Annotated in this window: 13 protein-coding genes; 4 read left to right on the top strand and 9 right to left on the bottom strand. The window is 61.6% G+C overall.

Going from position 1 to position 12,537, the window contains the following annotated elements; genetic code table 11:
* Positions 1-35 precede the first annotated feature (35 nt).
* The 3 genes from AB4P94_RS21255 to AB4P94_RS21245 all read left to right on the top strand — a co-directional run bounded on the left by AB4P94_RS21255 (position 36) and on the right by AB4P94_RS21245 (position 2,198).
* On the top strand, positions 36-665 hold the full coding sequence (locus AB4P94_RS21255; protein WP_395607296.1) for an isochorismatase family cysteine hydrolase: 630 nt from the start codon (positions 36-38) through the stop codon (positions 663-665).
* A gap of 105 nt (positions 666-770) precedes the next feature.
* The gene (locus tag AB4P94_RS21250; RefSeq protein ID WP_395607295.1) at positions 771-1,277 is read left to right on the top strand and encodes a lipocalin-like domain-containing protein; all 507 of its coding nucleotides are present in this window, start codon (positions 771-773) and stop codon (positions 1,275-1,277) included.
* Between the two features lie 48 nt (positions 1,278-1,325).
* Complete coding sequence (locus AB4P94_RS21245) at positions 1,326-2,198, top strand: LysR substrate-binding domain-containing protein (RefSeq protein WP_395607294.1); 873 nt, start codon at positions 1,326-1,328, stop codon at positions 2,196-2,198.
* Here AB4P94_RS21245 and AB4P94_RS21240 read toward each other — a convergent pair.
* Together AB4P94_RS21240 and AB4P94_RS21235 are read right to left on the bottom strand one after the other, a co-directional pair.
* Positions 2,171-3,031 (bottom strand): intradiol ring-cleavage dioxygenase, encoded by an 861-nt coding sequence (locus AB4P94_RS21240; RefSeq protein ID WP_395607293.1) that lies wholly within the window; start codon positions 3,029-3,031, stop codon positions 2,171-2,173. The two genes, AB4P94_RS21245 and AB4P94_RS21240, sit on opposite strands and share 28 nt — an antisense overlap.
* A 72-nt stretch (positions 3,032-3,103) precedes the next feature.
* Positions 3,104-3,781: a nitroreductase gene (locus AB4P94_RS21235; protein ID WP_395607292.1), complete on the bottom strand. Its 678-nt coding sequence runs from the start codon at positions 3,779-3,781 to the stop codon at positions 3,104-3,106.
* Between the two features lie 95 nt (positions 3,782-3,876).
* Between AB4P94_RS21235 and AB4P94_RS21230 the strand changes: the two genes are divergently transcribed.
* Positions 3,877-4,785: a LysR family transcriptional regulator gene (locus AB4P94_RS21230; protein ID WP_395607291.1), complete on the top strand. Its 909-nt coding sequence runs from the start codon at positions 3,877-3,879 to the stop codon at positions 4,783-4,785.
* Here the strand turns inward: AB4P94_RS21230 and treS are convergent.
* The 7 genes from treS to AB4P94_RS21195 form a co-directional block, all read right to left on the bottom strand.
* Positions 4,771-6,837, bottom strand: a complete 2,067-nt coding sequence (gene treS, locus AB4P94_RS21225) for a maltose alpha-D-glucosyltransferase (RefSeq protein WP_395607290.1) — start codon at positions 6,835-6,837, stop codon at positions 4,771-4,773. The genes AB4P94_RS21230 and treS overlap by 15 nt on opposite strands.
* A gap of 116 nt (positions 6,838-6,953) precedes the next feature.
* A complete protein-coding gene (locus AB4P94_RS21220; protein ID WP_395611371.1) occupies positions 6,954-7,937 on the bottom strand; it encodes a GlxA family transcriptional regulator in 984 nt (327 codons plus the stop codon).
* A gap of 70 nt (positions 7,938-8,007) precedes the next feature.
* Entirely contained in the window at positions 8,008-8,676 is a 669-nt protein-coding gene (lepB, locus tag AB4P94_RS21215) for a signal peptidase I (RefSeq protein ID WP_395607289.1), read from the bottom strand.
* A 384-nt stretch (positions 8,677-9,060) separates the two neighbouring features.
* Complete coding sequence (locus tag AB4P94_RS21210) at positions 9,061-10,083, bottom strand: hypothetical protein (protein ID WP_395607288.1); 1,023 nt, start codon at positions 10,081-10,083, stop codon at positions 9,061-9,063.
* 153 nt (positions 10,084-10,236) lie between these two features.
* Positions 10,237-10,845 (bottom strand): LysE family translocator, encoded by a 609-nt coding sequence (locus AB4P94_RS21205; protein WP_395607287.1) that lies wholly within the window; start codon positions 10,843-10,845, stop codon positions 10,237-10,239.
* A 70-nt stretch (positions 10,846-10,915) separates the two neighbouring features.
* Entirely contained in the window at positions 10,916-11,860 is a 945-nt protein-coding gene (locus AB4P94_RS21200) for an alpha/beta fold hydrolase (protein ID WP_395607286.1), read from the bottom strand.
* A 180-nt stretch (positions 11,861-12,040) separates the two neighbouring features.
* Complete coding sequence (locus AB4P94_RS21195) at positions 12,041-12,505, bottom strand: hypothetical protein (RefSeq protein ID WP_395611414.1); 465 nt, start codon at positions 12,503-12,505, stop codon at positions 12,041-12,043.
* Positions 12,506-12,537 lie beyond the last annotated feature (32 nt).

Below are 12,537 nucleotides of genomic sequence, written 5' to 3'. Positions count from 1 at the left end.
GCCCCGCGCTGTTTTATGCCCTTGGAGAGATCACCATGACGACCTTCACCTACCCCCTTGATCGCACGGCTTATCTGCTGGTGGACCCCTACAACGATTTTCTCTCGCAAGGCGGTAAAGTCTTCCCGCACATCCAGCCCATCGCCGAACAGGTGCACCTGCTCGACAACCTGCGCACCCTCGACAAAACCGTGCGTGGCTTAGGGTTGCAGGTCGCGATTGTACCGCACCGCCGCTGGGAGCAAGGCGACTACGATCACTGGGCCCACCCCACCCCCACCCAGCGCAAAGTGCAGAACGCGCAGACCTTCGCTCGGGGTGAATGGGGCGGTGAATGGCACCCGGATTTCGCGCCGCAACCCGGTGATATCGTCGCCCAGGAACATTGGGGCTCCAGCGGTTTTGCCAACACCGACCTCGACTTTCGCCTCAAGCAGCAAGGCATCACCCACGTGATCATCGTCGGGCTGTTGGCCAATACCTGCATCGAAGCTACCGCACGCTATGCCGTGGAACTGGGTTACCACGTGACGCTGGTGCGCGACGCCACCGCCGCGCTGAGCCCCGAGTTGATGCACGCCGCCCACGACCTCAACGGGCCGACCTACGCCCATTCAATTGTAACCACCGCCGAATTGGTGAACCGTCTTGCGCTCAACGGCTGAGGTTTCAGTTTTGCGAAAGTCTCACCTTCGAACTACCCGTTAGTCCGCCGGGGGTGCCATTGCTAGGCTCAGGCTGCGCAATCACCCCATGAGTTGGAGAGAGACATGAGTACTGCAAATAAAATGATCGGCCTGCTGGTTTGCCTGCTGCCCCTGGCTTTACCGGCACACGCTTCAACAGACCATCAACAGCTGCTGGGCACCTGGACGCTGACCGCGTCAGACAACGTCAACCCGGACGGCAGCCGGATTCACCTCTACGGCGACGATCCGCAAGGCACGCTGAACTTCGACGCCACCGGCCACTACGCCTTGCAGATCATGAGTAAAGTTCGCCCCACATTTGCCGCCAACGACAAGAGCAAAGGCACGCCCGAGGAATACCGCGCCACGGTCGTCGGCACGCAGTGCCACTTCGGTACTTACACCGTCAACGAGAAGGACCACACCATTACCCTGCATGTGGAGCACGCCACCTACGCCAATTGGGAAGGCGCCAACCTGACCTGGCCGTACACCGTCGATATCGCGCACGCGACCTTTACCGTGCCGCACCCTTCGATTGGCGGGCCGGGCGTTTACGGTGAAATCGCCTACGTGCGCACCCACTGATCCAGCGAGCCGCCAGGGACTCGGCGGTTCCCCACACAAGAGAATCCCATGCCCATCGATCTAGACCTGGATGTACTGCGCACACTGATTGCCGCAGATCAGTTGGGCGCCATGAGCCGTGCCGCCGACAAGGTCGGCCGCTCACAATCAGCCGTCAGCCAGCAAATACACAAGCTTGAGCACCGCATCGGCCAACCGCTGTTTCGCAAACAAGGCCGGGGCCGGGTGCTGACCGAAGCCGGTGAAATCCTGCTGACCTATGCCCAACGCATGATCGAACTTAACGATGAAGCCGTGGCCGTGCTCGGCGGCATCAAAGTCAAAGGGGTGGTGCGTTTTGGCTTTTCCGCCGACTTCGCCCACACCTGGCTGCCCATCGTGCTTGAGCAGTTCAAACGTGCCTACCCCAACATCCGCATTGAAGCCATGGTCGACCGCAATGCCGCGCTGACCGAGCGCCTGGAAAAGGGCCAGCTCGACCTGACCGTGTTATTGAGCGGCAAAGTCGGTATCGAGGCGCAAATTCTGGCGACGTTGCCGATGGCCTGGATCGGCCGCCCAGGCGACACACTCCAGACCGGTGAACCGGTGCAGCTCGCACTGCTGGAGGCGCCCTGCTTCTTTCGCACCGCCGCCATCAACGCATTGGATGATGCCGGCATCCCTTGGGAAATCGCCTTTACCACACCCAATGTGTCCGGGCTGTGGGCGGCCGTCAACGCAGGGTTGGGGATCACGGTGCGTACGCCACTCAGTGCCCCGGCGGGCTTGGGCACCATCGCCCTGAGTGAAGCGTTGGTACCGCTGCCGCCCGTGTATGTGTTTCTCAGCAGCGCCGGCCGCGCGCTCACGCCCGCCGCCCAGTGCCTGAAAGAAGTGTTGTTGCACACCCGTCATTCACTTTCCAGCACAAAATCGTAATACGCCCGCTTGAACGGCAACGCCATACCGACCTTGGCAGACACTGCATCGTGAGTTGCCCGATCCTCATAAGCCACCTGCAACGATTGCTTCACGCCAAACACCGCATCGGATTCAAGGTACGGATCACCCTCGGTAAACAAGTGCGTGACCAGCTTGCGATACCCCGGCATTTCGAGCATGAAATGCACATGGCCCGGGCGCCACGGGTGCCGCTCGGCCGCCTCGAGCATGCGCCCCACCGGCCCGTCGGTGGGGATCGGATAGCACACCGGCAGAATCGTGCGAATCGCAAAGTCGCCCTTGGCATCGGTACGGTAGCGCCCGCGCAAGTTGCCCACCGGCTGATCGACATCCTGCCCTGAATACATGCCATTGCCGGCGGTTTGCCAAACATCCAGCAACACGCCCGCCAAGGGGTTGCCCTCGGTATCCAGCACCCGCCCCTGGATCAGCGTGGCCTCACCCGGCGTCAGTGCCATGTTTTCGCCGTAGGCGCGTTCCGGCATGCCGTCGATATAGAACGGCCCGAACACCGTGGTTTCGGTGGCGCTGGCAACGTGCCGGTGATTGATCGCATCCACCAGCATCGACAGCCCGAGGGTGTCCGACAGCAATATGAATTCCTGGCGCACAAACCCGTCGCACATGTGCCCGGTGTCGGTCAGAAAACGAATGCCTTCGAACCACTCCTGCTCGGTCAATTCGACCTCGCTGGCAAACGCATGCAGGTGCCGCACCAGGCTTTGCATGATCTGCTTGAAGCGCGGGTCCGGGGCGGCCGAGAAGCTGTTGAGGGCTTGTTCGGTGATCAGTGATTCGACAGGGTTCATGGATGCTGCGCTCCGGGGCGGCTGAAAGGCTTACTGTAGGAACGTCCTCGGCGCCGCGTTTATTCCATGCGATCAGCTGTGCCGCACCACACTGTCCTCCAGCGCTACCCGCCCGACTTCGACGAAATTCGATGCGGAATGCGGGTCGGCATGCCCGAAGGAAATACCGAACATCAACTTCATCTCGGCGCTCACCCCCAGCACATCGCGCACCGTGTCGGCGTACATCCCCAGCAAGGTCTGGGGAATCGCGCCGTACCCGCGAGCGTGCAGTGACAACAGGAACGTCTGCGCATACATGCCGATATCCCCTGCCGAGCGCACGTAATCGCTGATCTGCGGCATAAACAGAAAAGCCACATGAGGCGCGTCGAAAAACTTCAGGTTGTGGCGCAGGCAGGCTTGACGGGCGGCGTGATCATCACGGCCGATATCAATCGCCTCGTAACGCGCGCGGCCACTGGCGTGTGCGCGCTCGGCATACACGCCGGTGTAGGCCGCCATGTCGAACTCGAAATCCGGGGTGAAGTGCTGACGGTCGTCGGCGGCCAGCAGCGCAATGGAAAGCCGGTCGCGGGTTTCACCGCTGGCCAGGTGCACCTGCCACGGCTGGGTGTTGCAGTTGGACGGGCTGTGTTGGGCGTCGAGCAGCACGCGGTTGATTTCGCGCTCGGTCAACGGCGTCGGCAAAAACTGGCGGGTCACACGCCGAGTGCGGGCAATGTCCTGGAATATTTCTGGCTGGCTCATCGGAGGTCTCCTGGAAAAGGTGCTAGCTTATTCACCACCTTGATTCAGATAAATCGACCTGTGATGAAAGCATTCACAACTATGAGTGATGATTGATGGACAAGCTTCGCGCCATGCACGTGTTCGTCACCGCCACCGAATCCGGTTCGTTCGCCACAGCGGCAGCTGCATTGGAGTTGTCACCGCAGATGGTCGCGCGCTACGTCGAGCACCTCGAGCAGCAGTTGCAAGTGCGCCTGCTCAATCGCACCACGCGCCGCCAGCAGTTGACCGAGTTCGGCCGCGCCTACTATGAGCGTTGCGTGCGGTTGCTGGCCGACGTCGAGGCTGCCGACGCGCTGGCACTCGATGCTCACGCCCAGCCCATGGGCGCCCTGAAGATCAGCGCGCCGCAGAACTTCGGTGCACAAAGCCTGATGCCCGTGATCAATCAATTCCTGGCTCAGCATCCTTTGGTGGAGATCGACCTGGACCTCACCGACCGTTATGTCGACCTGATCGCCGAAGGTGTTGAAGCGGCATTTCGCATCGGCGAACCCGGCCTGGCCGACAGCACCAGCCTGGTCGTACGCCCCTTGCGCCCTTACCAATTGCTGGTGTGCGCAGCCCCCGCCTACTTGCAGGCACACGGCACGCCCGTGCAACCGAGCGACCTGGCCAGCCATTCGTGCCTGGGCTATGTCTTCGCCGACCGGGTGATCAACAAGGAATGGATTTTTACCCGCCAGGGCAAGAGCTACCCGGTGCAGGTCGGCAGCCGTTTGCGCGTCAACAGCGCCGACGCGCAATTAAAAGCCGCCATCGCCGGTTTCGGCGTGGTGATGGCGGCCCTCGACTCGCTCGCGCCCGCGCTGGCCAGCGGGCAACTGGTGCGCGTACTGCCGGGCTACGAAGGGCCATCCAAACCCATGAGCCTGATCTACCCCGCCGACCGCCAGCGCACCGCCAAGCTACGCAGCTTCATTGATGCCGCCATGGCGACCTTCGGCTCAGAGCATCGGTGAGTTGCTCACGATCCTCAGCGCCAGCCCCTCATAGGCATCGAGCGTGATGGTGAACTCGCCTTCGTCGGTGAGATCGCCCTCGACCCGTTCGTTGATGATGTCCACCACCGGCCCCGGCGCAATATTGGGCAGGTGCAGGGTTTCGGTAATCGGCGCACCGCCAAAATTCAGCGCGGTGATTTGCGTGCCCTTCCCGGCCGGTAACTCGTGGACCATGATCAGCAACCCCGGATGCTCAACATCCGGCACCAGAATCTGGCGGCTGGCGGCAATGCCGTAGGCACTGCGTACGGCGAGGATTTTCTGCAACTGCGAGGCGAATGACTCCGGGTCTTTCAACTGGCTGTTCAAGCTGCCGTACAGGGTTTTCGAGCGCGGCATCTGGCCCGCCGACACCTGCGCATCCGGGTTCAAATCCACCAAGTCGTATGCGCCGCGGTGGATCCAGCGCGTGTCGCCGTCTTGCATCAAATGCGCGACCTCATCCGCCGCCAGCGGCAGCGCGCCCACCAAGTCCCAACCCGACAAGGCAAACACCCCGGGCTGCATGGCGTTGTACATCACCAACAGCAAATGGATCTGGCGAATCTGCTGGATATCCGCCGCCGTGATCGCCTCCAGATCGCGAATACCCAGCGCCGCCGTAATGATGCTGGCGGTGGTGCAAGACACGCCATTGGTCACAAACTTGAGGTTATACGGCGCATGCTCACCGGCCAGCCGCTCATACATCTGTTCGCGGATATGTTCGCGCAGGATGTTGCCGGGGAAGGTTTGCCCTTGATAGAGGTAGTTGTCGTGGGCGTGCAAGGTCCAGAAATGCACCAGTTCCAGGGTCAGTTCGTCGTGGTTCTGCAACGCATGGATCAACGAGCCGGGGTCGATGCCCTGGCTGTGCATTTCGCGCAACATCAGGCGCAGGAACTCGGTGTCCCCCGTCAACAGTGCGTGCTGGTAGGCCGGGCGCGTGATGAAGTCATAGGAAAGGTCGGCACCGCCGTGGGACATCGAAGCGATGTCATCGACCGTGAGGTTCAACTCCTGAAAGCTGAAGCCGCCAGCCTTGCGAATGGCGCCGCCGAGCAACTGGTTGCCGGTGATCGACAGCGGGTGGCTTTCCGACCACGCCGTGCCATCGAGTTTGCGCTCCACCCCCAGAAAGCCGTTGGCATCCAGGCGCAGGATCTTGGCGCCCATCACGTCAATGGCATGCAGGGCGTCGCCGATGATCATCTGTTGTGCGGCGAATGAGGGGTCCAGCCAGTTCAGCGACGGCTGGCCTTCCTTGAAGTAATGCAGGTACACCCAACGCCGTGGCTTGCCGTCCACACCCACTACCACGGGGGTGGTGCTCCAGTCGGTTTCCTTCACTCCGGGTTCGAAGAAGATCACCCGCTGCAACTGGCCGACGATGTAATGCTTGTCGCGCAGTGCATCGACCTGCAAGGGGCTCAAGTTCTGCGCGTCGCGCCCCTCGGCAACGTCGGGCAGCAGCGGCCAGTCTTCTTCGCGGATTTCCACCATGTGGTAAAGACCGGGATAGTCCTCATACGCCATCTCGGCCAGGCGGAAGTCCGCGCCCTTGCCGGTGTGGGACGGGATCACGTCGTCAATGATCACCGAATTGTGCGCCGCCGCCATGCGCGTCAACGCCTGCAGCTGCGCTTCGGTGCCCAGTTCCGGGTCAATTTCAAAGCTGATGCGGTCAAAGTTGCCGTCGATGGTCGGCGTATGCCGAGTGCCGGAAAGCCCTCCGGACTTCTTCAGCGGGCCATTGTGAATGCCCTGGATGCCAATTTTCGACAACGCGTGCCACAGGTGCTCATCGCCCAACGCTTCCAGCACCGTACCGCCTTCGCGGGTCACGATCGAGGCCGGATACGCCGTGAACCACACCGACGACAACGCAGTGGCATCACGCGGCCGGGTCTGTGCATACGGCTGCTGCCACAACCGCCCTTGCCCCGAATAAAGCCGGGCGCGCTGGCGTGCCGCGTGCAGCATCGATTGTTCAACCAGCCAGTTCACATGATCGTTGTCCGTCGCCGTCATAAGCCCACTACCTGTCTTGTGAAAAGGTTACTCGTACGCATAGGAGCGACGGCGCAGGCTATTCGTTGCATTGAAACGCAGGCGCGGGCTGTTGTGGCGAGCGGGCTTGTCACAAATTACTTGACCAACCGCTTCTCTTTGGAGGGGCGATAGCCGAAATAGGCGCTGTAGCACTTGCTGAAATGACTCGGCGACACAAAGCCGCACGCCACCAGCACATCCACCTGCGACAACTCCGTGTGTTGCAACAAGCGCCGCGCCTCGGTCACGCGCAGTTCCATGTAGTAGCGCTGCGGCGTGGTGCCCAGTTGCTCCTTGAACAGCCGCTCCAATTGGCGTCGGGAACGGCCGGCATAGACGGCGAGCTGGTCCAGTTCAAGGGGTTCTTCGAGGTTGGCGTCCATCAGTTTGACCACTTCACGCAAGGGCGCGCTGACGCACACATTTTCCGTGGGTTTGATGCGCCGGTAGCGGGATTCTTCGAAAGACAGAATGTCTTCGATGCCTTCCACCAGCGCCTTGCCATGCAGGCTCTTGATCCAGTCCAGGGCCATATGGAATGAGCCCGACGGGCTGGAGGCCGTGAGCCGGTCACGGTCGATCACGAAGGGCTCGCTGGTCACTTGCGCAGCCTTGGACACTTCCGCCAGCGCCGGGCGGTGTTCAGGATGAATGGCGCAGCGGTAGCCCTGCAGCAGACCCGCGCGACCAAGGAACCAGGAGCCGTTCCACAGGCCCGCGAGGCCGACACCCTGTTCGGCAGCCGCGCACAGCAGTTGAATCAGGTCATCAGAGGCTTTGAGTTCAGTCCGAAAGCCGCCGCAGATAACCAGCAGGTCCAGGTCTTTGAGCGCCGCCGGCTCAAGGCGCGCATCGGGGCGGATCACCAGGCCCAGGTCGCTGATGACTTCACCGTCACAGCAGCCGAACGTGCGCGTGGCAAACAGCTCGGGGCGCAGCAGGTTCGCGGTGATCAGCGTATCAAGGGTCTGGGTGAAGGCCGGCAGGGAGAAGTGTTCAAGCAGCAGAAAGCCGACGCGGGTCACCGGCGTCGGCTGCTGGGGGTTGTCGTTGAGGTAGCGCAGGTTCTTGCCTTGCATGCCACCACTGAACTGGCGTCTTTCCATCGAGGGTCAGCCCACTCTTGTTGTCTGTGCAGTGGGCGCCATCTTAGAGGATTGCCGAGCCGAAACGGCGAAAACGTGGCATCCAGTTATCCAGGATCTGCGCGGAGGCCAGAATGTGGTGAGCACGCCCGATCAGCAGGTGCCGGGGCACAAAGCCGATGTAACGGGAGTCCGCGCTGTTGTCGCGGTTATCGCCGAGCATGAAGTAATTGTCGGCCGGCACCACCACCGGGCCGAAATCACGCAGCGCGCGCACCTCGGGCATGAACTGGACCGTGCGCCGGCTGTTGCTCGCCAGCTCAGTCAGCTTGATCCCGGGAAGGGTTTGCCCGGCCGCAAAGGGTTCACGAATGTCCTGCGCGTCTGCATAGGTGGACGGCGTGCCGTTGATCCACAGCACCTCGTTATTCATTTGCAGGGTGTCGCCGGGCAGGCCGACGATACGCTTGATCAGGCGCACGCCATCCTTGGGCGAGGTAAACGTGACCACGTCACCGCGTTGCGGGTTGCCCAGCTTGACCAGCGAAATATCGGTGAGGGGCACCTTGAGGTCGTACGCCACCCGATTGACCAGCACCACGTCGCCTTCGACCAGCGTCGGGCGCATGGAGCCGGAAGGAATGGGGTTCCAGTCGGCCAGCGAGGTGCGAAACACACCAAAACACAACCAGAAAAGGATGGCGTAACGGTATTTGCTCAACCAGCGTTGCATACGTCCTACTCCGCACAGGCCAGGAATTTTTTCGTAACAGTTGCGCTTGCCCATGAAGGTTACATTAAGCCCGGGCAGCAAAGGTGCAGAAGGCTGGATCAAGCGCTGATCTTCATAAAGTGCACCCCCGCCCGAGCCCGCAGCCCGGCAGCCACCGCGCTATCTGATACGGTTTTTTCTTTTCCATCTGCGTCTGTATTGAAATCTGTAGCCGGCGGACAATGGCCCCATTCCCGACACCCTTGTCGAGCGCAGCAGGAAGGTTCCTGCCGCACCCTTCCCTTCGGAGGCCTTATGACCAAGATGGCAATTTTCCTGTTCGGCTTTTTGGTGCTGACTATCGGTATCGGCCTGCTGGCAACCATCTCGCCGGTCTGACCCGGCTTAACGGAACGTCACCATTTCAAAATCCGCGCCCGTGCCTGCGGCCTGGGCTGCCAGGTCACTGATGGCGATGGTGCGCACCTGTTTGCCTTCGTTCCATGGGTTGGTGTAGCTGAGCACGCCGGTTGCCGGGTCGATATGGATAATCGCGAAGGCATGCCCATCGCCTTTGGACCAGTCGCCATTGCGCGCCGGTTTGCCACCGAACACGATGGCTGCGCGCGTGCCGACCACACTGGCGTGGCTCAGCAGAAACTGGCTGATGTCCTGGGGCGAGCTGTGTGCATCGGCCAGGCGCAGGTGGTCACCGAACTCCCCTGCCAGCAGCTCCATGACCTTGTTGGTCGGCAACGAGCCTTTGGCCGGGTCGAGGTGGAAATACTGGAACATCGCCCCGACCACCGCCGCCGCCGGTGCATCGCCGGTGCCGTATTGGTTCAGGTCACCGGGCTGCAAATGGAACACCGCCCCGGAGGCGCCCGGCAGGCTCACGTTGAAACTGCCATCGGCATTCTGCGTCACGCCACGTTTGAGGATCTCGTTGCCCTTCTGGGTATTGGAGAAGGCCCTGACCACGGAAATCCCCACGCAATCGCCTTCGCTTGTCTGGTTCAGGTGCGTGCCGAATGGCTCGCTGACGGGGTTGCCGGCCAGCGCGGGCTTCCAGGGCCCGGCGTCGATCACGCTGCCCTTGGCGTCACGTTGCAAGGCACGAATGCTGCCGTCGGCGCTGTAGCTGCCGTCACCCAGGGAGGCGACGATATTTTTCACATCGGTGTTGAGGTTGTCACGGGCACCACCGTCGCGTTGCATCGCGCCTTGAAAGGCCTGGGACGCCGTGATGATGCGCTGGCGGGTCTGGCCATCCGGGCGAGCGCCACGGCTGTGGTCCAGCTCGGTGAGCAATTGGTGGTAAGTGGTTTCGATGGCCCGGATGCCAACCAGGTTGTCGGCAGGGTCGTTGGCATAAGCGGTGGCGACGGACGTCGCCATGAGCACAGCAAGGACAAGGGGACGCTTCACGCTCGGGTATCTCATAGGAAGAAGGTGAAGCGATACTGCGAACCCGACGCCCGTTCAATCGCTTCGTGCCGCAACATCCCGTAGCAGGCCTGACAAGCAGCGGCGAGCATGCCGCAGCCCGCCAAACCCCGTCAATGGCGGCACGCGGCTATATCAACCGGCAAACAACATTGGGTACAGCGACAGCACCAGCAGCCCGGCCATCGTCCAGTTGAACCGTTTCAACCGGCGCGGTTCGCGCAACACGTTGCGCAGGCCGCTGCCGCATCCCACCCAGACACACACGCTGGGCAGGTTCACCACCGCAAACACCAGGGCAATCACCAGTACATTGGTCGCGTAGCCTTCGGCCGGCGTGTAGGTGGTGATCGCGCCGAGCGCCATGATCCACGCCTTGGGGTTGGCCCACTGGAACGCCGCCGCGCCCAGAAAGGTCATCGGCTTGCCCCGGCCTTCCTCGCTGTCAGACAGGCCGCCCGAGGTCGCAATCTTCCACGCCAGGTACAGCAAGTAAGTCGCCCCCACATACCGCAACAGGGTGTAGGCCCACGGAAACACCTTGAACACTTCGCCCAGGCCCAACCCCACGCAAATCACCAGCAGCATGAAGCCGACGCTGATCCCCAGCGCATGGGGCATCGACCGGCGAAAGCCGAAGTTCACCCCCGAGGCCAGCAGCATGGTGTTATTGGGGCCGGGGGTGATCGAGGACACGAAGGCGAACAGCACAAAGGCCGAGAGCAAGCTGGTAGGCATGAACATGGCGCGGCATCCAAGCGGTGGTGGCATGCCTTGGACAGTAGTGGGTTATCGACCCCGGTGCCCCATACAGCTAAGGGCGGATCGAGGCATACACTTTGGCCTTGTCCAGCAGCTCGCGGCAGTGTGCAACGGTTTGCTCGGTGCTTTCGACCATCGGCAGATGGCCAATGCCGTCGAGAATTTCCAGGCGCGCATGGGGAATGCCCTCGTGCCAGGTTAGCGCGCTGGCCACGGGCACCATGCGGTCCTCCCGGCCCCACAGGATCAAGCTCGGCACCCTCACCTGCGGCAGCCAGGGTTCCATGCGCGGGCTGTCGGAAAAATTGGCAAAAATCTCCGCCAGCTCATCACGGCGCTTGATGTAGGTGTGCGCCTCGGCGGCCAGCAGCACTTCGGGAATGAAGGGTGGCGCCGCCATGGTCATGGCGAAGAAACGGTCGAACTGCGAGCGGTTGCGAATCAGGAACGGGTTGTCGCCGCTGTTGACCAGCTCCTCCACCTCGTTGGGCTGCGGCAGGTTCACGCCCGCCGCACCGATCAGGCCCAGGCACAGCACCCGCTCAGGGTAATGGGTGGCCAGCCAGCTCGCGACGTAGGCGCCCATGGAGCTGCCGATCACGTGGACCTTGTCGAGATGGCAGGCATCCATCAGGGCCACCATGCGCCGCGCCTGGGCGGCGATGCTGTAGTCGCCGCCGCTGACAAACGGGTTTTTACCGTGGCCGGCGAGGTCCGGAATGATCACCCGATAATCGCCCGTGAAGTGCCGGGCAAAACTCAGCCAGACGCCCTTGTCGGCGCTGAAACCGTGCAGCAGCAACAGTGCCGGCGCATGGGCATCGCCGCCCTGATAGGTGGCCAGGGACATGCCCTTGATGGGCACGGTGATGCTTTTAAGCCGGGAGCGCCGCGCCTCTACCCAGCCAATGAGCTCGAACAGCACGTTGCCAACCCGTGGGTAAGTCCACCAGACCCACAAGGCAATCAGGGCGATTACGACAACGGTCACAAACATCAAGGCGTCTCCGGGCACGGGGGCAGGAGTGCATAGTTGCTCACTTCGCTTGAATCTGTGCTGAACGCATCGTGAAAGGACGCCCAAAGGCGCATACAGGTAGTGAGTGCTGCAAATAAAGGCCGGCGCCGACGGGCAGTGCCCGTGCCGGCGGCCGGAAATGACGTCTTCGTAGAGAACTCAGTTTTGCGGGCGTTGCTTGGTCGAGTCCAGCTCGGCCTTTTTAGCGGTACTGATTTCAGTGATCTGTGCCGACTTGGCAATCGCCATGTCAAAGGTGTCCTGCATTTTGGCGATGGCGTCGGTGGCTGTGCCCTTCAGGCCGCCGTTGGCTGCCCAGTCGAAGTTCCACACACCGGACAGGTTGTCGGCACCGGCCACGTCGTGGGTTTCAATGGCGGTGAAGACGTCAGGATGGCGCTCCATGTACTTGGCAGCGTCGGAAACGTCGGTTGGCACCTTGCCCGAAGCGTTATTGGCCAATTGCGTCAGTTCCTGCTTGGTGATAGCCGACTTGCCCGACTGGCGCATGTAATCGGCGATAACCTTGCTGGACTTGGCAATGTTCAACTTGTCGTCGAACGAAGACGGTGAAGACTTAGGAGTGTTCGACCCGCCAGCCGCGGGCGTTACGGTAGTAGACATCGGCGCTGCTCCCTCAATGGAACGAATGAATC

The sequence above is a fragment of the Pseudomonas sp. B22129 genome (assembly GCF_044218875.1).
GTDB lineage: Bacteria > Pseudomonadota > Gammaproteobacteria > Pseudomonadales > Pseudomonadaceae > Aquipseudomonas.
This window is presented reverse-complemented; position numbering and strand designations above follow the sequence as displayed.

Bases quoted from the DNA above. Each gene is read 5' to 3' on its own strand.
- AB4P94_RS21230 (WP_395607291.1), top strand. From the start codon at position 3,877: ATGGACAAGCTTCGCGCCATGCACGTGTTCGTCACCGCCACCGAATCC.
- AB4P94_RS21195 (WP_395611414.1), bottom strand. From the start codon at position 12,505: ATGTCTACTACCGTAACGCCCGCGGCTGGCGGGTCGAACACTCCTAAG.
- AB4P94_RS21205 (WP_395607287.1), bottom strand. From the start codon at position 10,845: ATGTTCATGCCTACCAGCTTGCTCTCGGCCTTTGTGCTGTTCGCCTTC.
- AB4P94_RS21250 (WP_395607295.1), top strand. From the start codon at position 771: ATGAGTACTGCAAATAAAATGATCGGCCTGCTGGTTTGCCTGCTGCCC.
- AB4P94_RS21255 (WP_395607296.1), top strand. From the start codon at position 36: ATGACGACCTTCACCTACCCCCTTGATCGCACGGCTTATCTGCTGGTG.
- AB4P94_RS21220 (WP_395611371.1), bottom strand. From the start codon at position 7,937: ATGCAAGGCAAGAACCTGCGCTACCTCAACGACAACCCCCAGCAGCCG.
- AB4P94_RS21200 (WP_395607286.1), bottom strand. From the start codon at position 11,860: ATGTTTGTGACCGTTGTCGTAATCGCCCTGATTGCCTTGTGGGTCTGG.
- treS (WP_395607290.1), bottom strand. From the start codon at position 6,837: ATGACGGCGACGGACAACGATCATGTGAACTGGCTGGTTGAACAATCG.
- AB4P94_RS21245 (WP_395607294.1), top strand. From the start codon at position 1,326: ATGCCCATCGATCTAGACCTGGATGTACTGCGCACACTGATTGCCGCA.
- lepB (WP_395607289.1), bottom strand. From the start codon at position 8,676: ATGCAACGCTGGTTGAGCAAATACCGTTACGCCATCCTTTTCTGGTTG.
- AB4P94_RS21235 (WP_395607292.1), bottom strand. From the start codon at position 3,781: ATGAGCCAGCCAGAAATATTCCAGGACATTGCCCGCACTCGGCGTGTG.
- AB4P94_RS21240 (WP_395607293.1), bottom strand. From the start codon at position 3,031: ATGAACCCTGTCGAATCACTGATCACCGAACAAGCCCTCAACAGCTTC.